The 24796-nt window shown below is 63.8% G+C and carries 22 protein-coding genes; 9 read left to right on the forward strand and 13 right to left on the reverse strand.

The features are described from left to right. The first annotated feature begins 56 nt into the window (after positions 1-56). Both FJ972_RS21225 and FJ972_RS21230 read left to right on the forward strand, forming a co-directional pair. Entirely contained in the window at positions 57-521 is a 465-nt protein-coding gene (locus FJ972_RS21225; RefSeq protein ID WP_140494422.1) for a carboxymuconolactone decarboxylase family protein, read from the forward strand. Positions 522-661: 140 nt separating this feature from the next. After that, positions 662-1261: a YdeI/OmpD-associated family protein gene (locus FJ972_RS21230; protein ID WP_140520638.1), complete on the forward strand. Its 600-nt coding sequence runs from the start codon at positions 662-664 to the stop codon at positions 1259-1261. 92 nt (positions 1262-1353) lie between these two features. On the opposite strand, the gene FJ972_RS21235 is transcribed toward FJ972_RS21230, so the two are convergent. Next, positions 1354-1803 carry a DNA polymerase III subunit chi gene (locus tag FJ972_RS21235; protein WP_140494426.1) on the reverse strand — a complete coding sequence of 150 codons (450 nt, stop codon included), beginning with the start codon at positions 1801-1803 and terminating at the stop codon, positions 1354-1356. 9 nt (positions 1804-1812) lie between these two features. Next, a complete protein-coding gene (locus FJ972_RS21240; RefSeq protein ID WP_140520639.1) occupies positions 1813-3333 on the reverse strand; it encodes a leucyl aminopeptidase in 1521 nt (506 codons plus the stop codon). Between the two features lie 362 nt (positions 3334-3695). On the opposite strand from FJ972_RS21240, the gene lptF reads away from it, so the two are divergent. From lptF to rsmA, 6 genes are all read left to right on the forward strand, one after another. After that, entirely contained in the window at positions 3696-4898 is a 1203-nt protein-coding gene (lptF, locus tag FJ972_RS21245; protein ID WP_140520640.1) for an LPS export ABC transporter permease LptF, read from the forward strand. Continuing rightward, the gene (gene lptG, locus FJ972_RS21250; RefSeq protein ID WP_181165175.1) at positions 4895-5980 is read left to right on the forward strand and encodes an LPS export ABC transporter permease LptG; all 1086 of its coding nucleotides are present in this window, start codon (positions 4895-4897) and stop codon (positions 5978-5980) included. The genes lptF and lptG overlap by 4 nt, the downstream gene beginning before the upstream one ends. Then, positions 5980-8400 carry an LPS-assembly protein LptD gene (locus FJ972_RS21255; RefSeq protein ID WP_181165135.1) on the forward strand — a complete coding sequence of 807 codons (2421 nt, stop codon included), beginning with the start codon at positions 5980-5982 and terminating at the stop codon, positions 8398-8400. The genes lptG and FJ972_RS21255 overlap by 1 nt, the downstream gene beginning before the upstream one ends. A 90-nt stretch (positions 8401-8490) precedes the next feature. After that, entirely contained in the window at positions 8491-9423 is a 933-nt protein-coding gene (locus tag FJ972_RS21260; RefSeq protein ID WP_181167198.1) for a SurA N-terminal domain-containing protein, read from the forward strand. A gap of 13 nt (positions 9424-9436) precedes the next feature. Further along, a complete protein-coding gene (pdxA, locus tag FJ972_RS21265) occupies positions 9437-10453 on the forward strand; it encodes a 4-hydroxythreonine-4-phosphate dehydrogenase PdxA (protein ID WP_181168441.1) in 1017 nt (338 codons plus the stop codon). A 10-nt stretch (positions 10454-10463) separates the two neighbouring features. Further along, positions 10464-11300 (forward strand): 16S rRNA (adenine(1518)-N(6)/adenine(1519)-N(6))-dimethyltransferase RsmA, encoded by an 837-nt coding sequence (gene rsmA, locus FJ972_RS21270; protein WP_140520644.1) that lies wholly within the window; start codon positions 10464-10466, stop codon positions 11298-11300. Positions 11301-11357: 57 nt separating this feature from the next. Here rsmA and FJ972_RS21275 read toward each other — a convergent pair whose 3' ends face one another. From FJ972_RS21275 to fabD, 11 genes are all read right to left on the reverse strand, one after another. Next, complete coding sequence (locus FJ972_RS21275) at positions 11358-13607, reverse strand: xanthine dehydrogenase family protein molybdopterin-binding subunit (RefSeq protein ID WP_140520645.1); 2250 nt, start codon at positions 13605-13607, stop codon at positions 11358-11360. Further along, entirely contained in the window at positions 13607-14110 is a 504-nt protein-coding gene (locus tag FJ972_RS21280; protein ID WP_140520646.1) for a (2Fe-2S)-binding protein, read from the reverse strand. Before FJ972_RS21280 ends, FJ972_RS21275 begins: the two co-directional genes overlap by 1 nt. Next, positions 14107-15483, reverse strand: coding sequence for a cytochrome c (locus tag FJ972_RS21285; RefSeq protein ID WP_140520647.1), 1377 nt, complete (start codon positions 15481-15483; stop codon positions 14107-14109). The genes FJ972_RS21280 and FJ972_RS21285 overlap by 4 nt, the downstream gene beginning before the upstream one ends. A gap of 227 nt (positions 15484-15710) precedes the next feature. Continuing rightward, complete coding sequence (gene gmk / locus FJ972_RS21290; RefSeq protein WP_140494448.1) at positions 15711-16367, reverse strand: guanylate kinase; 657 nt, start codon at positions 16365-16367, stop codon at positions 15711-15713. A gap of 3 nt (positions 16368-16370) precedes the next feature. Beyond that, positions 16371-17261 (reverse strand): YicC/YloC family endoribonuclease, encoded by an 891-nt coding sequence (locus FJ972_RS21295; protein ID WP_140520648.1) that lies wholly within the window; start codon positions 17259-17261, stop codon positions 16371-16373. A 167-nt stretch (positions 17262-17428) separates the two neighbouring features. Beyond that, positions 17429-18637 (reverse strand): endolytic transglycosylase MltG, encoded by a 1209-nt coding sequence (gene mltG, locus FJ972_RS21300; RefSeq protein WP_140494453.1) that lies wholly within the window; start codon positions 18635-18637, stop codon positions 17429-17431. Between the two features lie 102 nt (positions 18638-18739). Then, entirely contained in the window at positions 18740-20002 is a 1263-nt protein-coding gene (fabF, locus tag FJ972_RS21305) for a beta-ketoacyl-ACP synthase II (protein ID WP_140520649.1), read from the reverse strand. A 34-nt stretch (positions 20003-20036) separates the two neighbouring features. Next, positions 20037-20273 carry an acyl carrier protein gene (locus FJ972_RS21310; RefSeq protein WP_006203723.1) on the reverse strand — a complete coding sequence of 79 codons (237 nt, stop codon included), beginning with the start codon at positions 20271-20273 and terminating at the stop codon, positions 20037-20039. Positions 20274-20542: 269 nt separating this feature from the next. Beyond that, entirely contained in the window at positions 20543-21280 is a 738-nt protein-coding gene (gene fabG, locus FJ972_RS21315) for a 3-oxoacyl-[acyl-carrier-protein] reductase (protein ID WP_140520650.1), read from the reverse strand. A 91-nt stretch (positions 21281-21371) separates the two neighbouring features. Next, a complete protein-coding gene (locus FJ972_RS30190; protein WP_264297130.1) occupies positions 21372-21506 on the reverse strand; it encodes a hypothetical protein in 135 nt (44 codons plus the stop codon). 125 nt (positions 21507-21631) lie between these two features. Then, positions 21632-22573 carry an ACP S-malonyltransferase gene (fabD, locus tag FJ972_RS21320; RefSeq protein ID WP_140520652.1) on the reverse strand — a complete coding sequence of 314 codons (942 nt, stop codon included), beginning with the start codon at positions 22571-22573 and terminating at the stop codon, positions 21632-21634. Between the two features lie 276 nt (positions 22574-22849). Here fabD and FJ972_RS21325 point away from each other — a divergent pair, with 276 nt between their 5' ends. Further along, a complete protein-coding gene (locus tag FJ972_RS21325; protein ID WP_224646406.1) occupies positions 22850-24778 on the forward strand; it encodes an LTA synthase family protein in 1929 nt (642 codons plus the stop codon). Positions 24779-24796 lie beyond the last annotated feature (18 nt).

The following is a 24796-nucleotide window of genomic DNA, read 5'->3' on the forward strand; positions in this document are numbered from 1 at the left end:
TTCATTTTTCACTTCACCTTACACAGTAAGGCTAACAAAGACCAGAGGAGGAAAACATGTCACACCATCGCATTGCCAAATCCGTGCATTCGTCCCTCCATCGTGCGTTGGCTCTAACCGCCGTGGCCTGCGTCCTCGCCGCGGCCCCTGCCTATGCCGACGACTACGATGCAACCATAAAGGACATCCAGTCGACCATGGGCGGCGTGCCGAGCTTTGTGAAGCAACTTCCCAAAGCCGGTCTGCCCGGCGCCTGGGCCGAGGTCAAGGCCATCGAACTCAGCGACAAGACGGCGCTGCCGCCAAAGGTAAAGTCATTGATCTCGCTGGCAGTGGCGGCGCAGATCCCGTGCAACTACTGCATCTGGTCGGACACGCAAAACGCCAAGCGCGCCGGCGCTACCGATGAGGAAATCCAGGAGGCGGTGGCGATGGCGGCGCTGACCCGCCATTGGAGCACCATCTTCAATGGCATGCAGGTCGATTTCGACACGTTCAAGAAGGAAATGGGCGGGCAGTGAAACGACACCCGCGGTGGTCCGCGCCTGCGGGCCACCGCAGAACTGCCCTCATCCGACAGCCGTCATCTTCGCCTTCGATTGTCATCCAGCGGGAAATGCCGCATTGAAAGTGCAATCGCAAAGCATGGACGAGGCCGCAAATGGCGCCGGTCAAGGTCGACCCCGACAAGGTGCACGAATTCGAGGACGCCGAGAGCTTTTATACCTGGCTCGGTGAACATCATGACAGGGAAACCGAGGTCTGGATCAAAATCCACAAGACCGGCTCGGGACTGAAGTCGATCTCGGCAAAGGAGGCGATCGAGGTCGTGCTGTGCTGGGGCTGGATCGACGCGGTGCGCAAGGGGCTCGACGACAAGAGCTTCCTGCAGCGTTACACGCCGAGGACGAAGAAAAGCATCTGGAGCCAGATCAACATCGACAATGTCGCCCGGCTGATCGACGACGGCCGGATGACGCGGCATGGGCTCGCCGAGGTCGAAGCCGCCAAGGCCGATGGCCGCTGGGCGCGTGCCTATGCCAGCGGCAAGGACATGAAAATTCCCGATGACCTGCAGGCCGCGATCGATGCCGAGCCAGAGGCTCGGCAAATGCTCGAAAAACTCAGCGCGCAGAACCGCTTCGCGCTCGCCTTCCGTATCCACAACATGAAGACCGAAGCCGGGCGCAGGAAGAAGATCGAGACTTTTGTCGAGATGCTCAAACGCGGCGAGACGATCCATCCGCAGGGGAAGAAATAAGGCTGCTCATGTACGAGCGACAGGTTTCTTCCGGCTCGATGATCGCGACCCCACATACCAGCAGGGTAGCGATCAGCCACCGGTGACGTCCCTTAGGCTTTGCGCTCCCAGCGGCGGTCGGGCGTCTGCTGCCAATACGTCACCGCGTGGCCGGCGTCTTTCATCGTCTTCCAGTGCCCGCGGGCGGCCTCGACCTGGGCCGCATCGTGGCCGTCGAACAGGAACACGGCGCGCTCGTAGCCGCCAAGGTCCGGCGGCGCAGCGCCGTCCACCAGGAAGCGTATCTGCGCCGCGTTCGGGTTGCCTTCGCCGGTGGTCAAAAGGATCGGCTGTTCAGCGGGATGGGCTTCGCGATCAGTGGCGTGCGCGAGGAAGGAATCGTCACGGAACGTCCACAGATGCTGGTCGAGCGCGTCGCGCCGCTCCTCGGTGCCTGTCTGCACCACGGCGCGCCAGCCGCGATCGACGCTGCGCTCAAGTAGGCCGGGCAGCGCATCCTCCAGCGTCGATTCGGTCAGGTGATAAAACAGCACGTCGGCCATGGGTCCCGATCAGCTCTCGTAGTGATCGCGCACGAGCCGGTCGAGCAGCCGCACGCCAAAGCCGGAACCCCAGGACTGGTTGATTTCGTTCGACAGCGCCCCCATGGCAGTGCCTGCGATGTCGAGATGCGCCCAGGGCGTGTCCTTGACGAAGCGCTGCAAGAACTGCGCGGCGATGATGGCGCCGCCATAGCGGCCGCCGATGTTCTTCATGTCTGCATTCTTGGAATCGATCAGCTTGTCATATTCGGGACCGAGCGGCATGCGCCACAGCCGCTCCTGCGTCGACTGCCCGGCTGTCGCCAGGCGTTCCGCCAGTTCGTCATTGTTGGAGAACAGGCCGGCATAGTGCTGGCCGAGCGCGACCATGATCGCGCCGGTCAACGTCGCCAGGTTGACCATGAACTTCGGCTGGAAGCGGTCATTGCAGTACCAGAGCGCGTCGGCCAGCACCAGGCGCCCCTCCGCATCGGTGTTGAGCACCTCGATGGTCTGGCCCGACATCGAGGTAACGATGTCGCCGGGACGCTGCGCATGGCCGTCGACGGCGTTTTCCACCAGCCCGATGATGCCGACGACATTGGCCTTCGCCTTGCGGGCGGCGAGCGCATGCATCAGTCCGGTCACCGCCGCGGCGCCGCCCATGTCGCCCTTCATGTCCTCCATGCCGGATGCCGGTTTCATCGAATTGCCGCCGGTGTCGAAGGTGACGCCCTTGCCGATGAACGCGACGGGGCTGTCCTTGGCCTTGCCGCCGTTCCACTGCATGACGGCCATGCGGGCGCCGCGCGGCGAGCCCTGCGCGACTCCGAGCAGCGACCCCATGCCGAGTTTCTTCATTTCCTTCTCGGCCAGGATCTCGACCTTGACGCCGAGGGCCTCCAGTTCCTTGGCGCGGGCGGCAAACTCGACAGGTCCCAGGACGTTCGCCGGCTCGTTGACGAGGTCACGCGCCAAAAGCACGCCGTCGATCACCGCCTCGGTCTCGGCGAAGGCCTTCTTCGCGCCCGCCGGATCGGCGGTGTGGATGGTTATCTTGGCCGGCTTTTTCGGCTCGGCCTTGTCGCCTTGGCCGTCGTCCTTGTCTTTCCTGGTCTTGTACTTGTCGAAGGAATAGCTGCGCAGAAGAATACCCGCGGCAAGGCTGGCCGCCTGCGCACCGCTTGACGAGGCGCCGACCACGTCGAGCACCACCGCCACGTCCGTCGCCTTGCGCAGCGACCCCGCGATGGTGCCTCCAAGCTTCGTCCAGGCGTATTCGTCGAGCCCCGACACCTTGCCGGCGCCGATCGCGACCAGCCTGTCGAGCGAGCTTGCCTGTGGCGTCAGCACTTCCACCACGCTGGCGAACTTGGCCGTGAATTCGGCCACAGGGAAGGCCCGTTCCAGCGTCTTGCCGGGATCATACGCCGCGGCGGTTTCGCTCAGGCCGCCATCATCCGCCGCCAGCACGAAGACCGTCCCCCTTCTGTTCGCGGCGGTCTGCGGCGCGGCGAATTTTGCGAAGGCGATCGAGGGTCTCTGGTTCATCATGTCCTGCTTTCGGGGAATGCGCGGCTCGCGCGAAGCGGTTGGAAGCGATCCGCGACATTTGGTCGTTTTCCGGCATTTGGCAAGACTTTGCCAAACGGGCTCCCCATATGGCACATGAATCGACGGCGATTCGTCGCGGCACGGCTCCGCTTTTTGGCCGCAACCTGTTGTTAACCATCGATGTTCGCCCTTTCTTATCCAATCCCGCCGACACTCCGGCCCAACGTGGCGCGCGATGTGGGACGGGAACCGGATCGTCTGCCTGACAGAGCCCGACGCAGCCAGTTGTGCGGGCGTCGCCGGACGGCTACCCTTATCCGGTGGCATGATGCCGTTCGAGAAAATTGAGAAAAGCCTTCATGAAGGTCGTTGAACGCTACATCATGCGCCGCGCTTTCGTGGTCTTTATTGCAGCGCTGGCCTGGACGCTGGCCATTGTCTGGACGACGCAGGTGCTGGCCAAGATCGACCTCGTCACCGACAGCGGCCAGTCGGCGCTGACCTTCTTCGAGGTTGCGGCCCTCATTCTTCCCTCGATCATTCCGATCGTGGTGCCCTTCGCGCTCGTGGTGGCGGTTGCCCAGACGCTCAGCGTCATGAATTCGGATTCGGAGCTTGCCGTCGTCAACGCAGCGGGCGCCTCGCGCTGGACCATTGTGCGGCCGATCATGATTCTCGCGGCCGCGGCCAGCGTCTTTTCCTTCGCCGTCGACAACGGCATCGACCCCTATGCGCGCCAGAAGAACCGGATGCTGGTGGCGGAGTCACGCGCGGATCTTCTGTCGCTGATCATCCAGGAGGGCACATTCCGCAAGATCGATGACGGGCTGTTCCTGCAGATAGGCGAGCGGCTTCCCGACAACCGGCTGGGCGGCATCTTCGTCGCGGATTCGCGCGAGGAAGGCGTCAACCTCGTCTACTATGCCAAGACCGGCAGCATCATCGAACGCGGCGGCGAAAAGGTGCTGATGATGAATGACGGCGTCATCCATCGAAAGACACTGACCGGCGACCTCTCGGTCATCCGCTTCACCTCCTATGCCTTCGACATGTCGGCCTTCATGGCGGCAGCGTCGGAGGTGACGCTGATGCCAAAAGACCAGACGACCCAGTACCTGCTCAACCCGAGTGCCAATGACAAGGTCTACCAGCAGCGCCCGAACGAATACCGGGCGGAGGTCGACCAGCGGTTCTCGGAATGGCTCTATTCCATGGTTTTCGCCCTGATCGCACTCGCGGTCGCCGGAGACGCACGCTCGCATCGCGAGGCGCGCGTCAATCCGCTGATCACGGCCATCGCGATATCGCTGTTCGTGCGCTGGCTGGGCTTTTTCGCCGCCAGCAAGGCCGATGAGGTTCCGCAATATGCGTATATGGTCTACGGCGTGCCCATCGTGTCGTCGGCGGTGGCAATCTGGTTCATCGCATCCAACCGGACGATGGAACTGCCAGTGGTCTGGGCAGATTGGCTGACGAATCTCGCCAGCCGGATGGCTGAAGCCTGGAATGCCGTCAAGCTGCGCCTGTCCAGGCGCAGCGCCTCGGGCCAGGGGGTCAGCTGATGGGCTGGACGCTGGGACGCTACTTCTTCTTCCGCTATGTCACGATCACCGTGTGGTTCTTCATCGGCCTGCTTGCGCTGGTGTTCCTGATCGATTTCACCGAGCTTTCCGGCCGCACGACCGGCCTGCCCGGCTTCACCTATGGAACGGCGCTGGCCATTTCCGGACTCAGGATGCCGATGATCATGCTGCAGACCGTGCCGTTTGTCGGTCTCTTCTCGGCGATGGCGACGCTGGTCTCGCTCAACCGCAGGTATGAACTGGTCATAGCGCGCTCAGCCGGCGTTTCGGCCTGGCAGTTCCTTCTGCCGTGCTGCATCGGAGCGCTGTTGTTCGGCGTCCTGTCGGTCGGTCTCATCAACCCGCTCGCAGCGCACGCCTTTTCCTGGTCCGAACAGATCGAAACCCAGTTGCGCTCGGGCAAGTCGAATACGGTGTCGGCCGACGCCGCGCCCTGGATCCGGCAGAAAACCAGCTCCGGAGACACCATCATCGGAGCGCGCGCCATCCTCAATCAGGGCCTGGAGATGGCTGACGCTGTCTTTTTCATCCTCGACCCGCAAGGCGATATCGTCGAGCGCAAGGATGCCGCGCGCGCCTACCTGCGGGACGGCTACTGGGAATTGCAGGACGTCAAGACCTTCAGGAACGGCACCATCCAGCCTGCGGCAAACGATCGCGTGCCGACCAATCTGAAGCCCGAATTCGTGCAGGAGCGGCTGGCGCGCCCGGAGACCATTCCATTCTACGATCTGCCGGGAAAAATCGAGGTTGCCCGTTCTTTCGGTCTCAAGGCAAATGCCTTTGCCATGCAGTTCGATTCGCTGGTGGCGTTGCCGTTCCTGCTCGTCGCCATGACGCTGATTGCGGCAACAGTTTCAATGCGATTTGCGAGGATGGGGCAATCGGCAACGATGATTCTGGGTGGCGTCGTTGCCGGGTTTCTGCTTTATGTCGTTTCGGTGCTGGTGAAGGCATTCGGCGTGGCGGGGTTCGTGCCGACTGTCGTAGCTGCCTGGGTGCCGGTCGTGGTAGCTATGTTCTTCGGGGTGACTTTCCTGCTATACAAGGAAGACGGCTAGTGAGGGAGGCCTTTTTGCCCAGTAACAGGCAGGCCGGTTTGGCGCGCCTTTATGCGGCGACCGCCTTGGCATGCCTGTTTGCATGCGCGGTTCCGCTGCCTGCGATCGCGCAGGATGTCGGCGACATGGCGACCAAGGTGCCGTCCGGCTCGCAGATGCTGCTGGCGGCCGATACGCTGGTCTATAACAACGACAATCAGACCGTGACCGCCGTCGGCGGCGTGCAGATCGACTATGGCGGCAACCGACTTGTCGCGCAGAAGGTCGAGTACAACCGCAACACCAAGCGCATGGTCGCAAGCGGCAATGTCGAGGTGATCAATAGCGACGGCACCAAGATCAATTCGGATCATATCGACATCACCGACGACTTCGCCGACGGTTTCGTCAACGCGCTCCGCGTCGAAACCATCGACAAGGCCTATTTCGCCGCCGAAAGCGCCGAACGCATGGGCGGCGTGCTGACCACCTTCCACAATGGCGTCTACACTGCCTGCGAACCGTGCGAGGACAAGCCCGACAAGGCGCCGACCTGGCGTGTGAAGGCCAGGAAGATCATCTGGAACGGCGAGAAGAAGACGGTCCGCTTCGAGAACGCGAATTTCGAATTCTTCGGCTTCCCGCTCGCCTACCTGCCGGCGTTCGAGATCGCCGACCCGACGGTGAAGCGCAAGAGCGGCTTCCTGATCCCCGGCATCATCTTCAAAAGCGATCTGGGCGTGGGAGTGAAGGTCCCCTATTATTTCGCGCTCTCGCCGACCTACGACCTGACCGTCACCGGCACCGGCTTTACCAAGCAGGGCTTTCTCGGTGAGGCCGAGTGGCGCCAGCGCTTCAACAATGGCGAATACAGCCTGAAGATCGCGGGGATTCAGCAACGAGACCCCGACGCCTTCATCGACGCCGCCGGCCGCAATATCGATTCGGGCAAGGCCGGCGATCCCAACAAATTCCGCGGCATGATGGGCACACAAGGCCAGTTCGCCATCAATTCGCGCTGGAATTTCGGCTGGGACGTGCTGCTGCAGACCGACAAGAACTTCTCGAATACCTACGCCATCGACAAATACAACGGGTACGTTCACCAGTCGTCGGTTTACCTGACGGGGCTCGACGGCCGTAATTATTTCGACCTGCGCGCCATGCATTTCGAGGTCCAGGAAAACACGCTCGACAGCAGCATCGCTGCGCGAAGCGGCCAGCAGCCCTGGGTGCTGCCCTCGCTCGACTATGCCTACATTCCGGATACATCGGTCGCAGGCGGCCAGCTGTCGTTCAACGTCAATTCGCGCGTCATCCGCCGCGATGACCTCGACGAGACCTATTTCACCCCCTACTTCCCCCCTTCAGGCACCCAACGTGTGCGCGGCATCGAGGGCGAATCCGGCCGGCTCACCGCCCAAGCCGAATGGAAGCGGTCATTTGTCACCGATGACGGGTTGGTGCTGACACCCTTGCTGGCGCTGCAGGGCGACGTCGACTATGTCAACGCGTCATCAGCTTCACTCGCAGCCGTCAACCAGATGGCGACGAATTTGGGCGAGCAGGACGATATGCGCTCGTCTTTCGCCCGCTATATGGCAACCGCCGGACTCGAGATGAGCTGGCCGCTGCTGTTTTCCATGGCCAGCGGCTCCAGTCATGTGTTCGAGCCGATGGCGCAGGTGTTCCTGCGTCCGAACGAACAATATGTCGGCGGCCTAGCTGTGCCGAACGAAGATGCCCAGAGCATGGTCTTCGACGCGAGCACCCTGTTCGAGCGCGACAAGTTCTCCGGCTATGACCGCATCGAAGGCGGCTCGCGCGCCAATGTGGGCCTTCGCTATTCCGGTTCCTACATCAACGGCTGGGGCACCAACGCCATCTTCGGCCAGTCCTACCAGATCGGCGGCGAGAACTCCTTCGACGCGCCGGACCTGGTCAATGTCGGCGCCTATTCGGGCCTCGAAAACACCAAGTCGGACTATGTCGGCCTGTTTGGCGTCAGCAGCCCGAACGGGTTCGCCGCCTCGGTCAGCGGCCGTTTCGACGAGCAGAGCTTCGAGGTTCGCCGCGCCGAGGTAAAGGCCGCCTATTCCGGCCTACCGGTGTCGCTGAGCGCCAAATACGCCTTCATCCAGGCTCAGCCGCTCTATGGTTTCACCACCGACCGCCACGAGGTCACGCTCGGCGCGTCCACGCATCTTGCCGAGAACTGGCGCGTGTTCGGAACGGGAACCTATGACCTCGAGGAAAGCCTGCTGGTCAAGGACGGGGTCGGTTTCGCCTACAATGATTCCTGCTTCACCTATCTGATGACGTACTCGCAGTCGCGCGACCTGAACACCAGGGAGGTGACGCAGAGCATCGGCTTCAACCTGTCGTTCCGCACCCTCGGCGATTTCGGATCGTCGAGCAGCGCCTTCGATACCACCCAGTAGCCCGCGACATCGTTTCGCCGCATAGGGCTGGCAGGGACTTCACAAACCCCGAAGAAGGATGAAGTTGGGCGGGACCGGGATAGAATTGGGATGTTTGCGATGAGGAAATACCTCTTTTCAGCAGGGTTGGCGCTGCTTGTGGCGGCGACATCCGTGTCGATGACCGTCATCACGCCGCCGGCTTTCGCCAGCGAGATCAAGTACGTCGTCAACGACATACCGATCACCAGCGGCGACATCGCGCATCGCGCCGCCTTCCTCAAGCTGCAGCGCAAGAAGGGCGACGCCGGCCAGGAAATGATCGATCAGACCTTGCGCATGGCCGAAGCCAGACGGCTTGGGATTCACATCAGCGACGCGCAGGTCGAGGCCGCGTACCAGCGCTTTGCCTCGAGCAACAAGATGCAGCTCAGCCAGCTCGACGGCGTCATGGAAAAGTCTGGAGTCAGCAAGGGCCATTTCAAGGAGTTCATCCGCGCCCAGATGGCCTGGAATCAGGCCTTGAGCGCGCGGTACCGTTCCGGCGAGGGCGGCAGCGTGACCGAGCAGGACGCCGTCAGGCGCATGCTCGACAAGGGCGGCTCCAAGCCGAGCGCCACTGAATACATGCTCCAGCAGGTCATCTTCGTCGTGCCGGCCGCCGAACGCAGCGCGACGCTGGGCAAGCGCAAGCGCGAAGCCGACGCCATGCGTGCCCGCTTCAACGGCTGCAACACGACGCGCCAGTTCGCCAAGGGCCTGATCGACGTCACGGTTCGCGATCTCGGCCGGGTGCTGGCGCCGCAACTGCCGCCGGATTGGGCCGAGCAGATCAAGGCCACCAAGGTTGGCGGCGCCACGCCTACCCGCCAAACGGAGCGCGGTGTCGAGTTCATCGGCATCTGTTCGTCGCGCGAGGTGTCCGACGACAAGGTCGCCCAGATGGTGTTCCAGAGCGAAGGCTCCAACGACAAGGCGGCCGACGATCTCAGCAAGAAATATGTCGACGAGCTGAAGGCAAAAGCCCGCATCGTCAAGCGCTGAGGTGGACAGGGCGATGCGCGCGCTGGCGTTGAGCGTCGGCGATCCTTCCGGCATCGGGCCGGAAATCGCGATTGCCGCGTTTCTGGCGCGTACAGCCGCGGCCCTTCCGCCCTTCTATCTCCTCGCCGATCCCGCGCTGATCGCCTCGCGGGCGCGCCGCCTCGGCGTTTCGCTGCCTATCGAGGAAACGACGCCAGCGCAGGCAACCGAGGTCTTTGGCCACGCACTGCCGGTCGTTACGCTGGCTGCCCGCTTCATCGACAGCCCCGGCCAGCCGGACCCGGCCAATGCGGCGGGCATCATCGAAGCGATCGATCGGGCGGTGGCCGCTAGCCTCGCCGGCGACGCCGCAGCCGTCGTCACCTGCCCGATCGCCAAGAAGCCGCTCTACGACGCCGGCTTCCGCTTTCCCGGCCACACCGAATATCTGGCGTATCTGGCGGCGCGGCACAGCGGCGTGGAAGCGATGCCGGTGATGATGCTGGCAGGCCCCGACCTGCGCACCGTTCCCGTCACCATTCACATCGCGCTGGCCGAAGTGCCGAAGGCGCTGACCACCGACCTGATCCTCGCCACGACGCGGGTCACCGCCGCCGACCTCAGGGACCGCTTTGGCATCGCCAACCCACGGCTCGCCATCGCCGGCCTCAACCCGCATGCGGGCGAGGATGGCTCCATGGGCCTGGAGGACCAGCGCATCATCAGACCGGCGATCGAGATCCTGCGAGCCGAAGGCATCGACGCGTTCGGGCCGTTGCCCGCGGATACCTTGTTCCATGCCCGGGCCCGGGCCGGCTACGACGTGGCGCTGTGCATGTATCACGACCAGGCGCTGATACCGGCCAAGGCGCTGGCCTTCGATGAAGCGGTCAATGTCACGCTCGGCCTGCCCTTCATCCGCACCTCGCCCGACCACGGCACCGCCTTCGGTATCGCCGGCAGGGGCATTGCCCGGCCCGACAGCCTGATGGCGGCGCTGCGGCTCGCACGGCAGCTGGCCGACACCGACGCCAAACTTGTCACGCAATGAGGCTCAACTCATGAGCATGGATGGGCTGCCGCCGCTGCGCGAGGTCATCGAGCGCCACGGTTTGCAGGCAAAGAAGGCACTGGGCCAGAATTTTCTGTTCGACCTCAACCTGACCGGCAAGATAGCGCGCGCCGCCGGCAGCCTGGCGGAGACGACCGTAATCGAGGTCGGCCCCGGCCCTGGCGGGTTGACAAGGGCCCTGCTTTTCAACGGCGCGCGCAAGGTCGTCGCCATCGAGCGCGACGAACGCTGCCTGGCGGCCCTCGCCGAGATATCGGCCCATTATCCCGGACGGCTGGAGGTCGTTTCCGGCGACGCTCTGAAGATCGACTTCCCGACGCTTGCCGCGACCGCCGGTGACGGCGGGCCGGTCAGGATCGTGGCCAACCTGCCCTACAACATCGGCACGGAACTGCTGGTCCGCTGGCTGACCGTCGCGGAGTGGCCTCCCTTCTATGCCTCGATGACCCTGATGTTCCAGCGCGAGGTGGCCCAGCGTATCGTCGCCGCGCCTGGCAGCGAGGCCTATGGCAGGCTCGGCGTGCTGGCGGGGTGGCGCACGCAGGCCAGGATAGCGTTCGACGTGCCACCCCAGGCGTTCACACCGCCGCCCAAGGTGACCTCTTCCGTCGTGCATCTCGAGCCGCGCGCGAAACCGCTATGCGCCGACGTGAAAAAACTCGGTCGCGTCACGGAAGCCGCCTTCGGCCAGCGCCGAAAGATGCTGCGGCAGAGCGTTAAGAGCCTCGGCGGCGAAGCCCTGCTCGAACGCGCCGGGATCGACCCGACCCGGCGCGCCGAGACGCTCGATGTCGAGGAGTTCGTGCGGCTGACCAATGCGGTGTAATGCCACCGGCCGTCGAAGCGCGGAGCAATCTGATCCTTGTCGAGCGCACGCTTCGAACTACACGCCCAACACCGCTTTAACGCGCTCGCGCGTGTAGGGCAGGTCATAAATGCGTTTTCCCGCCGCATGGCGGAAGGCGTTGGCGATCGCGCCGGCGGTCGGGCCCTGCGCTGCTTCCGCGACGCCGAGATAGGGCGTGCCGGGATTGTCGACGACATGCACTTCCACGCTGTCGGGAACGGCGCTGAAGCGCAGGATCGGATAGGCCGACCAATCCGCGCTCAGGATGTGGGTGTCGTCGAAATGGACGGCCTCGTAGAGCGTCCAGCTCATTGACTGCAGGATTCCGCCTTCGGTCTGGTTGACAATCGAATCCGGCGCCACCGCTTCGCCGCAGTCGACCGCCGAGACCACATGCGAGATGGCGATGGCACCGCTGTCGCGATCGACCTCCGCTTCAAGCGCGACTGCGAGATAGGCGGCGTGATTCTTGTACTTGGCGAAAGCGAACCCCCGACCGCGGCCCTCCGGCATAGGATCATTGCTCCAGCCGAATTTTTGCGCCGCAACCTCGATCACCTTCCTGGCGCGCGGATCCGTCATGTGCCTCAACCGGTATTCCACCGGGTCGGCGCCGGTCGCGAGGGCCAGCTCGTCCATGAAGCTTTCGATCGAGAAGACGTTGCAGTAGGCGCCGAGGCCGCGCAGCGACGAGACGCGCACCGGCATGTCGGCGACGAAATGCCAGTTCACCCGCTGGTTCGGCACGTCGTAGAGCGGGATGGCATTGCGGTCGCCATTGCCGAGCGGCGAGATCTGCAGCTTGGCCGGATCGGGCGGGAAATTTTTCGCCATCAGCCGGCCGGCGATCAGCGAACCTGCGGTTCCCGGCCGGGTGCCGTGACTGTTGCTCCACAGGTCATAGTGCCAGTTGACGATCTTGCCGCTGGCGTCCAGCGTTGCGCTGGCGCGCGTCAGCATGCCAGGGCCATAAGGCTCCCACAAATGCTCCTGATCGCGCATCCACTGCACGCGCACCGGCGTGCCGGGTAGCGCCTGTGCGATCAGCGCGGCGTCGGCCGCCGCGTCGTCGGCGCCATTGTGGCCGTAGCAGCCTGATCCCTCGGTGTGGATGCAGCGCACCTTTTCCGGTCCGACGCCGAGCATCTCGGCGATCGCCTTGCGGTCTGGATAAACGCCTTGAGTGTGCGTCCACACCGTGATGAGACCCTTGTCCGACAGGGCAACGGCAGCCGAGGGGCCGATCGACCCGTGCATCTGGTAGGCGCGGGTGAACTGCGCCTGCAGCGTCTTTGCGCCGGCTGCCGTGTCCGCGCCGACCGAGGTCACGGTGCCGACCTCGGCGACCGAGCGTTCGAGGAAGGCGGGGATATTGTCCTGGTCCGGCAAGGCCGGCTGCTCCTGCCACTTCGCCTTGGCGGCCATGGCGCGCATGGCCTGGACCGCCTGGAATTCCTGCCTGGCCACCACGGCCAGGAAGTCGCCGTCGCGGATCACCGCCAGCACGCCCGGCATCGTCTTGATGGCGGCCTCGTCGACGCTGACGAGCTTGGCCGAATAGCTTGGTGGGCGAACGACGCGGGCATGCACCATGCCGGGAAGCCGCATGTCCTGAACATAGGCCTCGCCGCCCGTTACCTTTGCCGGAATATCGACGCGGGCAAACGGCTTGCCGATCGCGTGATAGCTGTCCGGCGATTTCAGCGCTGTGTCGGCCGATGCGTCCACATGCAGCAAATCCGCCACCACCAGTTCGCCATAGCCCACGGACTTCCCATCCGGCCCGGTGATCCTGCCGCTTGCCGCCTTGAGCTGGTCGGCCAGAACGCCGAGCTTCTCGCTGGCCTTGGCGACCAGGATCTGGCGCACCTGCGCCGAGGCGTAGCGTATGGCGGTGCCGCTGTTCTGGATCGTCTGGCTGCCGGCGGTATAGCCCTCGTTCGGCGTCAGCGCGGTGTCGGCGGTGATGAGCTTGATGGAAGCCGGCTCGACCTCCAGTTCTTCGGCGGCGATCTGGCGTAGCGACGTCCTGGTGCCTTGACCGAGTTCGGCCTTGCCAGTGAAGACGGTGATCGAACCGTCGGCATCCAACCTGATCCAGGCGTCGAGCGAGGGCGTATCGGCAAGGCTGCCCGGCAGTTTCTTGGCCGGCGCCGGCGTCGCGGGCGTCTGCGCCGTGGGCGCGGCCTCCTGAGCCTGCACGGGAATGGTGAAGGACACGACCAGCGCGCCGGTCCCGGCGAGAAAGCCGCGTCGTGTCAGGTCGGGAAAGGTTGGCGCGTTCATCATGCCCTCCCCGCGGCCGCGGCCGGCGCCAGGCCGGCCGATTTCGATTTCATCAGGTCGCGCGCGCGGCTCACTGCCCGCAGGATGCGCATATGCGTGCCACAGCGGCAGAGGTTAGGTTCCAGCGCCTGCCTGATATCGGCGTCACCGGCATCGGGTTTGGCCTCGAGCAGCGCCTGCGCCCGCATCATCATGCCGGCGATGCAATAGCCGCATTGCGCCGCCTGCTCCTCGATGAACGCTTTCTGCATCGGACCCGGGTTCTCGATCGTGCCCAAGCCCTCGACGGTCTTGACCTCGCGGCCCTCCACCAGCATCGCCGGCGTCAGGCAGGAGAAGACGGGCTTGCCGTCCACCATCACCGTGCAGGCGCCGCATTGGCCAAGGCCGCAGCCGAACTTGGCGCCGTTCAGCTTCAAATCGTTGCGCAGCACGTAAAGCAGCGGCGTCGCGGGATCGACGTCGACGTGGTGGGAGATGCCGTTGACGTTGAGATTGATCATCTGTCCTTCGCTCCTACATTGTCCGGGCCGCGCTCGATGCCGTCCGAGGGCCGGACGCTGACTTGGTATTTTCCGCTCCTGGTGTCGGCGATCCTGGCGGCCGCATCCTGCCAGGCCGGCTTGCCGGCAAAGGCATCGCGCAGATAGGCCAGCAGGTTATTCACCTGGTCGTCCTTCAGCGTCGCTGCGAATCCCGGCATGATGGCGCTCGGGCGCCCACTCGCCGCTGGCAGGCCAAACAGCACCGTGTTGATAACGTTCTGCGGATCTGGCGCGTTGACCGCGCTCGACAGATGGAAATTGATACCGCCGAAAGGCGGCGGACGGCTGCCGTCGTGGCAGGTGGCGCATGCCGCCTGGTAGATGACGGCTCCACGCGCCGCCGGCGTATCGGCGGATGTCGGCGCCACGCCGGCGGTCGACGCCGGGTCGGCCGCGGCGCGGCCGCGGATGGCCTGCGCGGCGGCCGTCCGTTCGGCGGATGGTTCGCCCATGAGCGACATGACGTAAGTGGCCATGGCGTCGATGTCGGCATCGGGAAGCCGGCCGAGATTGCCCGTCACTTCGCCCATCGGGCCATTGGCGACGCCGTGGTCGGCATGCCAGCCTTGCCTGAGATAGGCAAACAGGCTGTCATGCGTCCACGGTATCGGCGCCGGTGAAGTGCCGTCGAGCGCAAAGGCCGTCCAGCCTTCGGCCTCGCCGCCGGCCATGTGCGACCCCTTCTCTTCCGCGCCGAACCGATTGCGCGGCGTGTGGCAGGCGCCGCAATGACCGAGCCCATCGACCAGATAGGCGCCGCGGTTCCACTGCGTGCTTTGCGACGCATCGTTTTGATAGGCGCCCCTGTCGAAGAACAGCAGCTTCCAGCCGGCCAGCACCAGGCGCATATCGAGCGGGAAAGGCAACTCGTTCGGAGGCGGCGGGTTGTTCACCGGCTGGCGCGTCATCAGATAGGCGTAGAGCGCGCGGTTGTCCTCATCGGAGACACGCGTGAAATGATCGAATGGGAAGGCCGGGTAGAGATGCCTGCCCTCGCGGTCGACGCCTTCGCGCATGGCGCGGTTGAAGGCTGCCTGCGACCAACGGCCTATGCCGGTCTGCGGATCTGGCGTGATGTTGGTCGAATAGATGGTGCCGAACGGCGTCGGCACGGCGAGCCCGCCGGCATAGGACTTTTCACCGGGCCTGGTGTGGCAGGAGGTGCAATTGCCGACCGAGGCCAGCACAGCGCCTTTCTCGATCAACGCCGGGTCGAACGACGATCGTTGCGGCGGCTCGACAGGATCGATTGCCGGCTTCCAGGCATAGGCGAAAAATCCGGCGCCGCAGACAATGATGATGGCAAGAACGCCCAGCCAGAAGCGTTTCAAGATCTGCTCTCCCTCATGGCGGTACGCTGAAACGCTGCCGCCCCGGCCGTTACCGGCGCCGCGGACGCGTTCGTGCGGGAGAAACTAGGGGCGCTGCCCTCTTCGTCAATTGTCTGATTTATGGCGCCGAAAAGCGCATCTTGCAGGCGCGACCTGCCCGGGCACATCGTTTGGTGCTGCCGGCCTTCGGCTTGTCCGCCGGCCCATCTTCGTGGGCAAAGGAAAGGCTAGCTCGTCTTCTCGTCCAAAAGTCCCGAGACGAAGTCGAACAAGCCGGGCCGACGATCGCGCCGCAACCGCTCGGCGACAACGATGCCGCGCACTTCGGCGAAGGCGCGATCGAGATCATCGTTGACGATGACGAAATCATACTCCTTCCAGTGCTCGATCTCGTTGCGCGCGTTCTTCAGCCGCGTCTCGATCACCGCTTCCTGATCCTCGGCGCGGCGCTTCAGCCTTGCCTTCAACTCCTTCATCGACGGCGGCAGGATGAAGATCGAGACGATGTCGGCGCGCATCTTCTCCTTGAGCTGCTGGGCGCCTTGCCAATCGATGTCGAACAGCATGTCGCGCCCTTGAGCGAGCGCAAGTTCCGCCGGTTCGCGCGGTGTCGCGTAGCAATTGCCATGCACCTCCGCCCATTCGAGCAGGGCGTCCGAATCGCGCAGCCGCTCGAACTCGCGCATGGTGCGGAAATGATAGTGAACGCCTTCGATCTCCGAGCCGCGGCGAGGCCTGGTGGTGACGGAGACCGACAATTCGAGGCTGGAATCGCTTTCCAGAAGGTTGCGCGCAATCGTCGACTTGCCGGCGCCCGACGGCGACGACAGCACGAGCATCAGGCCCCGGCGGCGAATGCGGGACCCTAAATCCCTGGCGACCATCGGCTACTCCAGATTCTGGACCTGTTCACGGAACTGATCGACCACGGCCTTCAGTTCCAGTCCAATGGCGGTGACCGCGGCAGCGTTCGACTTTGAGCACAGCGTATTCGATTCGCGGTTAAATTCCTGTGCTAGAAAATCGAGCTTGCGTCCGATGGCGCCGCCGCCGGAAAGCAATGCACGACCGGACGTCACATGCGTCTTCAAGCGGTCGATCTCCTCGCGAATATCGGCCTTGGTGGCGAGGAAGGCGGCTTCCTGGTGCAAGCGGCCGACATCGAGGTTGGCCGAAGCATCCATCAAGAGCCGCACCTGTTCGGCGAGGCGCTCGCGGATGGCCGCCGGTTCGCGCGACGGATCCGCTTCAGCGCCCAGCGTCAGCACCTCGATCGCGTCGATGTGGCCCAGCAGAAGCGTGCGAAGTGCCGCGCCCTCACCCTCGCGGGACCGCTCCAGCCCCTCCAGCGCCACATCGAGGGCCGCCATGACGGCGTTGTCGAGCGCCGTGCGCACATCCTCGGTTTCGGTGGTCTCCGGAATATCGAGCACGCCGCGCAGCGACAACAATCCGTCGGCGGTCGCAGGAGCAACACCAAATTGTTCCTCGATCCGCTTGGCGAGCCCGGCCAGATCCTTGAGGAAGGCCTCGTTGACAACGGGCTGGGACTGCATTCCGGCGGCGCGCGTGATGGTGAGCGTCGCCTGAAAATTGCCGCGCGCGAAACGTTTCTGAAGCGTCTGCCTGGTGGCCGGCTCCAGCCGCTCGAAACCCTGCGGCAGCCGCAGCCGCACCTCGACGCTCTTGCCGTTGACGGATTTGACCTCCCAGGCAATCGAGGTGCCGTCATGCTCGGCGACAGCACGCGCAAACCCGGTCATGCTCTGCAAATTCATGGTGCCTGCATACCCCCTGGCGCGTATTACGGATACTGCGTGATCCGGCCTCGCGCACCTTCAGAAAGCCGAAATGCCCGCCTGCCAATCGGCTTACGAGGCCCCGATAAATCCAAACGCTCCTGCTTTCAACCGACAGCGTGGACGAGTTGGAAAACCGTGCGCCGCTACTGGGCCGCCCCCGCGTCGCCGTCAATGGGCGCGTCGGTCTGCCCCTCCACCTTGGCATCAGCCTTGGCCGCGTCGTCGACTTGCTTCTTCTGCTGGGCTCGATAGCGCGCGACGTTCTCATTGTGCTCGTTAAGCGTGGCGGCGAAGACGTGTCCGCCAGTGCCGTCGGCAACGAAATAGAGGTCGTCGGTCTTTGATGGATTGGCTACCGCCTCCAGCGCCGCGCGGCCGGGATTGGCGATAGGCGTCGGCGGCAGGCCGTTGATCACATAGGTGTTGTAGGGCGTCGGCTTCTGGATGTCCGACTGATAGATCGGCCGGTCGGCGGGTTTGCCCTTGCCGCCGAACAGACCGTAGATGATGGTCGGATCGGATTGCAGGCGCATGCCCTTGGCCAGCCGGTTCAGGAAGACCGCGGCGACGCGCGAGCGCTCATCGCCCTTGCCTGTTTCCTTCTCGACTATCGAGGCCAGCGTGACGAACTCGTCAATGCTGGCGAGCGGCAGGTCGGCGGCGCGCCGCTGCCAGACCTCCTCGACCAGCTTCTTCTGGTCGGCCAGCAGCTTGTCGATCATCTGCTGGCGCGTGGCGCCGCGCGTGAAGCGCAGCGTATCGGTGGCGAGACTGCCCTCTGGAGGCACGGTGGCCGGCATGTCGCCGCTCAAGGCGGGCTCGCCTGCGATGCGCGCCAGCGCCTGCTCGACTGTCAGCCCTTCGGGAATGGTCAGCGAGTACATGACCGACTTGCCGCTCTTCAGCAATTCCATGATGTCGCGCATGGACGCCCGGGGCTTGATCTCGTATTCGCCGGCCTTCAGCGCCGAATCATTGCCGAAGGCCCTAACGCCAAGACGGAATATGCGGGCGTCGCTGATCAGGCCGCGCCGCTCGAGCTGGTCGGCGATATCCTGGACGCCGGTGTTGGGCTTGACCAGGAAGGTGTCGCCATTGGCCGATGGGCCGGGCTCGGTGAATTCCTGCTTGCCGAAGTAAAGCGCGATACCCGCCGCCAGAACCATCAGCATCACCAAGGAGATGACGAAGTTCATGAACACGACGACCTGACTGCGCGAAGCACGCGAGCGCTTCGGCGGCGGCGTGCCGGCCTCCGGCCGCAAGGCTTCGGCGGCTGTCTTCGGTACGATCGGCCCCGATGTCGCCTGCCCTTGCCCGAACTCTCCGTTGCCGGCCGGATTTGTGTTCATTTCGCCCTACCGTTTGATCTCTCAACGAATCCCCTGCGGCAGAGTAGGGGCGAATATGGCAAAATTGACGACACGCCGAAGCGCCGTCCGGCAGGCGGACGGTCAGCCATTGTAGCGCTGGAAGACCAGTGAAGCGTTGGTGCCGCCGAAGCCGAAGGAATTGGACAACGCCACGTCGATCTGGCGGGCACGCGGCTTGTTCGGCACCAGGTCGATCGCGGTCTCACGCTCCGGATTGTCAAGGTTGATGGTCGCCGGCGCGATGTTGTCGCGGATGGCGAGGATCGAGAAGATCGCTTCGGCAGCCCCTGCCGCGCCGAGGAGATGGCCGATCGACGACTTGGTCGACGACATCGAAATCTTCGATGCGGCATTGCCGACCAGCCGCTCGACAGCGCCGAGCTCGATCGTGTCGGCCATGGTCGAAGTGCCGTGCGCGTTGATGTAATCGACATCGGCAGGCGTCAGCTTTGCCCGGTTCAACGCCGCCGTCATGCAACGGAATGCGCCGTCGCCGTCTTCAGCCGGTGCGGTGATGTGATAGGCGTCGCCGGTCAGGCCGTAGCCGGTCACTTCCGCATAGATCTTCGCGCCGCGCGCCTTGGCATGCTCGAGTTCCTCAAGCACGACGACGCCGGCGCCCTCGCCCATGACGAAGCCGTCGCGATCGCGGTCATAGGGCCGCGAAGCCGTTTGCGGCGCGTCGTTGCGCCCGGTCGACAGCGCACGGCAGGCAGCGAAGCCAGCGATCGACAGTCGCGTCACCGGCGCTTCGGCGCCGCCGGCGACCATGACGTCGGCATCGCCCCAGATGATCAGCCGGGCTGCGTCGCCGATCGCATGCGCGCCGGTCGAGCAAGCGGTGACGACGGCATGGTTGGGGCCTTTCAGCCCATGCCGGATCGAAACCTGGCCGGAGACGAGATTGATGATCTGGCCGGGGATGAAGAAGGGGCTGATGCGGCGTGGGCCGCGCTCCTTCAGGATCATCGCGTTCTCGGCGATGCCTTCGATGCCACCAATGCCCGAACCGATCAGAACGCCGGTGGCGCACTGCTCGGCATGGGTCTTCGGCTGCCAGCCGGAATCCTTCAGTGCCTCGTCGGCGGCTGCGATCCCGTACAGGATGAAGTCGCCGATCTTGCGCAGTTCCTTCGGCTCGAGCACCGCCTCGGGATTGAAGGTGGCGTTGCTGCCGTCACCACGCGGAACGACATGGGCGATCTTGCAGGCAAGATCCTCCACCTCGAACTCGGTGATGCGCTTGGCGGCGCTGCGGCCGGTCAGAAGTTCCTTCCAGCTGTGCTCGAAGCCCATGCCGAACGGCGACAGCAATCCAAGGCCCGTGACGACGACACGCCTCATCGCAGGTCCTCCCCGGTGATGACTGCGGAAAGCGTCAGGCCGAAGCCTTGTCGATGTACTTCACGGCATCGCCCACCGTCAGGATGGTTTCAGCCGCGTCATCGGGGATCTCGACGCCGAATTCTTCTTCAAACGCCATGACGAGTTCGACCGTGTCGAGACTGTCGGCGCCCAGATCGTCGATGAAGCTCGCCTGCTCCGTCACCTTGTCGGCATCGACGCCCAGGTGCTCGATGACAATCTTCTTGACGCGCTCTGCGGTGTCACTCATTTGGGGCATCCTCGTCTTTTGGTTGTCTGTCTTCGTTAGCGGGCGGAATGCCGCTAATCAAGCTGAAAGATGGTCCCGCCGGAAACGCAATGGCCGCAGACCGGTTTTTGCCCGAACCGCCGGGTTGCGGGCCGCATTACACGAAAAATCGTGGGCGTCCAAGCCGAAATGGTCGCTTTTCACAGCCCGCCCAGGCGTTGCCTGTCGCCGTCTCAAAGCCACCGCGAATACCCGGGCCCGGCCCGAAATGCATGCTTTGGCCGACCCGATCAGATCATCGCCATGCCGCCGTTCACATGGATTGTTTGGCCGGTGACGTAGCCGGCCTCGTTGGAGGCAAGATAAGCGACGGCGGACGCCACTTCGGCGCTGGTGCCCATGCGGCGCGTCGGGATAGCGGCCATGATCGCCTCCTTCTGCTTGTCGTTGAGCTTGTCGGTCATCGCCGATTCGATGAAGCCCGGGGCGACACAGTTGACGGTGATGCTGCGGGTGGCGATCTCCTGCGCCAGCGATTTGGAAAAGCCGATCATGCCGGCCTTGGAGGCGCAGTAGTTGGTCTGGCCGGGATTGCCGGTGACGCCGACCACCGAGGTAATGTTGATGATGCGGCCGTGGCGGCGGCGCATCATCGGATGGGTCAGCTCACGCGTCAGCCTGAACACGGCCGTCAGATTGACTTCGAGCACGCTGTCCCAGTCGGCGTCCGACATGCGCACGAACAGCCCGTCCTTGGTGATGCCGGCATTGTTGACCAGGATATCGACGCCCTCGAGATCGGCCTCCGCTTTCTGGCCGAGCGCCTTGACCTCGTCGCGGTTCGACAGGTCGGCCGGAAACAGCTTCACCCGGTCGCCGAGTTCGGCGGCCAGCGCCTCCAGTTTCTCGACGCGCGTGCCGTGCAGGCCGACGACGGCGCCTTGCGCATGCAGCACCCTGGCGATCGCCTCGCCGATGCCTCCCGACGCGCCGGTGACAAGTGCCTTGCGGCCGGTCAGTTCGAACATGTGTTTTCCTCTTTGGTTTCGGAAGCTCAGCGAGCAACCTTATCTGTATACGTCTCGCGGGTATCCGATTGCCATCACCAACGGAATATCTTCAGCGATACAAGCCGCGCCAGAAATCATCAGCTTTCATAATATCCTCTTCCCCTCGCCCAATGCGTCCTGCAGCTTCGGCCGCCAAGTCATAATCTTCCACATCGTCCAGGCCGCGCTGGATGAGTTCGCGCAAACAATCAACTTTGCTGCGGTCTGTCCTAGCGACAAAGGAGTCCAGGCGCTGTTCGATTTCGGCAGAAAGACGGATGAGACAGGCATGCCAAACCTCGTGAGTTCGTCAAATTCAGTCGCGGCGCCTCACCCGAGCGCCGCCAGTGCGGTTTCGACCTCGGCCGCGGAACCGACCGATGCCGTGGCGATTTCGCGGTTGATGCGCCGGGCCAGCCCTGAAAGCACTTTTCCCGCGCCGACTTCATAGAGCGTGGTGACGCCGTTCGCGCCGAACCACTCCACTGTCTCGCGCCAGCGCACGCGGCCGATCACCTGTTCGAACAGACGGCGCGCAATGATTTCGGGATCGCTGGTCGGAGTGACCGTGACATTGGAGACGAGCGGCACGACAGGCGCGTTCTTGGTTACCCCGGCCAGCGCCTCGCGCATGATCTCGGCGGCGGGCGCCATCAGCGCCGAATGGAAGGGCGCGGAGACCTGCAGCATCAGCGCTCGCTTGGCGCCTTTTTCCGTGCACAGTTTGGCAGCCAGTTCGACCGCTGCCTTGGCGCCGGAAATCACCAGCTGGCCACCGCCATTGTCGTTGGCGATCTGGCAGACCGATCCTTTGGCAGCCTCGGCGCAGGCGGCTTCGACATCGGCCTGCTCCAGTCCGATGATCGCCGCCATGGCGCCTTCGCCGGCGGGCACCGCCGCTTGCATGGCATTGCCGCGGATGCGCAGCAGCCTGGCGGCATCGGCAACCGAGACGAAGCCGGCGGCGGCAAGCGCCGAATATTCGCCCAGCGAATGGCCAGCGACGTAGGTAATCTTGTCCTTCAGCGAGAAGCCGCCCGCTTCCAAGGCCCTGATCGCGGCCAGCGATACGGCCATCAGCGCCGGCTGCGCGTTGGCGGTGAGCGTCAGCGTCTCTTCCGGCCCTTCCCAGATCAGCTTCGACAGGTTTTCGCCGAGCGCGTCGTCGACTTCGCTAAAAACCCTACGCGCCTCGGGGAAGGCATCGGCGAGGTCCTTGCCCATGCCGACAGCCTGGCTGCCTTGTCCCGGAAAGGTGAATGCAACGGCCATGTGTGGGCTCCCAAAGCTCGGTTCTGCTTGCCTGATACACGAATTTTCCTGCCTGTGACGCAACGCGGCCTGCCAAGTCAAGCCCGGTTCGACCCGGCCCCTTGGCAGCTTTGCCGGCCGAGTGCCTGTTCCAAAAGGCTTTTTGGCGATCACTCCTGATGAAAACCGCTCACGAATCGTTTGCTGGCTCTTCTTATTTCCGCCACAGGCGCTAGCTTTGCGTGACAATTCCATGACAATCGAGTGACGGGTCTGTCGCTGGGTGGGGAAGTTAAAGTGGCTAGGATTTCGAAAGGCGCAGGCAAAGCCGCGCCACAGTTTCTGGAAGACGATCCTTCCACCGGCTACCTGCCGGGACGGAAGTGGCCGACCATACGCTATGGGCTGACCAGCCTGCTGATCGCGGCCGTCCTGGTGTTCGCCATCGAATTGATCGTGCGCGGCGACTTCGCCGGCACGGTTTCCTTCTTCCTGCAGCCGCTCAAGCCGGGCTGGACCACGATCGTGGTGTTCGCACTGGTTCTGGTCGGCCTCGATGCCGTTTTCGGCCGCAGCTATCAAAGCCTGATGATCGTCGCGCCGCTGACGCTCTCGCTGGCTTTCATCGGTCACCAGAAATCGCATTATCTCGGCGATCCCCTCTACCCGACCGATTTCCTCTACTCCCGCCAGATCGTGGCGCTTCTGCCGCTTCTGGTGCGTGACCGCCCGATGACTGCCCTTGCCATGATTGTCGGCATTGTCGCCGGCCTGTCGCTGCTCATCTATGGCTGGCGGGTCTGGCGTCGAAAGGTGCCGATACTCAGCCGCAAGGGCCGTCTCGCCCGGCTGACGCTGGCGGTGCCGCTGCTCGCCTTCTTCGTCTCGATCATGGACTATGCCACCTTCTCGTGGACCCGGGACCGGCTGCAGATCATCCCGATCATGTGGGACCAGAAGGAAAATTACGCCTCCAACGGCTTTGCGCTCGCCTTCGCGCTGAACGTGCCGATGGCGCATGTCTCGGCGCCGCCAGGCTATTCGGAAAAGGCGATCGCGGCCATCGACAGGCCGCAGGTGACCGCCTCGGTGCCCCAGGAAAAGCCCGACATCATCGTCGTCATGAGCGAATCCTTCTGGGATCCGACCAAGCTGCCCGGGGTCACCATCACGCCCGATCCGATCCCCAATGTGCGGGCGCTGCGTTCGGGCTCCATGTTCTCACCCGAATTCGGCGGCATGACCGCCAATATCGAGTTCGAAGCACTGACCGGCTTCTCCAACGCCTTCCTGCCGGCCGGCAGCATCCCCTACCAGCAATATGTGCGCACGCCGACGCCGTCGCTGGCGACCTTCCTGAAGAGGGAGGGCTACAGGGCGCGCGCCATCCATCCGGGCACCAACTGGTTCTGGAACCGCGGCGCGGTCTATGCCGATTTCGGCTTCGACGACTTCAGATCGGAAGAGACGTTGCCGCCGATGCAAAAGCGCGGGCCGCTGGCATCCGACGCGGCGATGACGGACGAGATCATCAGCGAGGCCGATGCCAGCGATGCCCCGGTGTTCTTCTTTGCCGTCAGCCTGCAGAACCACGGCCCTTACGAGCCGAACCGCTACTACAACCCGACCCACACCGTGCAGGCGCCGATCAGCCAATGGGCGCGTGAATCGCTGCTGAGTTACACCGAGGGCTCGGCCGACGCGGACCGCGGTCTCGAACGCCTGATCGAATGGGCAAAGAAACGCTCTCGGCCCACCGTCATCGCCTTCTTCGGCGACCATCTGCCGCCGCTTGGGCCGGTCTATGTAGAGACCGGGTTCATGAAGGACAATGTCGCGCCGCGCAAGGAGGCTTCCGCCGAGGCGGCGCTGGAGCATCATCAGACGCCACTGGTCATCTGGTCGAACCGCACAGGCCCTGCCAAGGACATGGGCGCCGTCAGCCCCGCCTTCCTGCCCTATCACATCCTGAAAACGGCCGGCATCACCCACCCCTACTATACCGGCTTCCTGGGCGAGATGCGCGAACGCTACCGCGTGGTCGACCGCAATCTGCTGCTGACGCCGGCGGGAGAAGCCACGCCCGATTGGGCGCGGCAAAAGCAGATCGACCCGGCGATCCGCGACTTCCGGCTGCTGCAATACGACATGATGTTCGGCAAACGCCACGCGGCGCCCGACTTCTTCCCCGAAACGGTGGACAAGGTCGTCGCCCATATGAGCTGAAATTCGCGGCATCCTTCC

The organism is Mesorhizobium sp. B2-1-1, assembly GCF_006442975.2.
Taxonomy (GTDB): Bacteria; Pseudomonadota; Alphaproteobacteria; order Rhizobiales; family Rhizobiaceae; genus Mesorhizobium.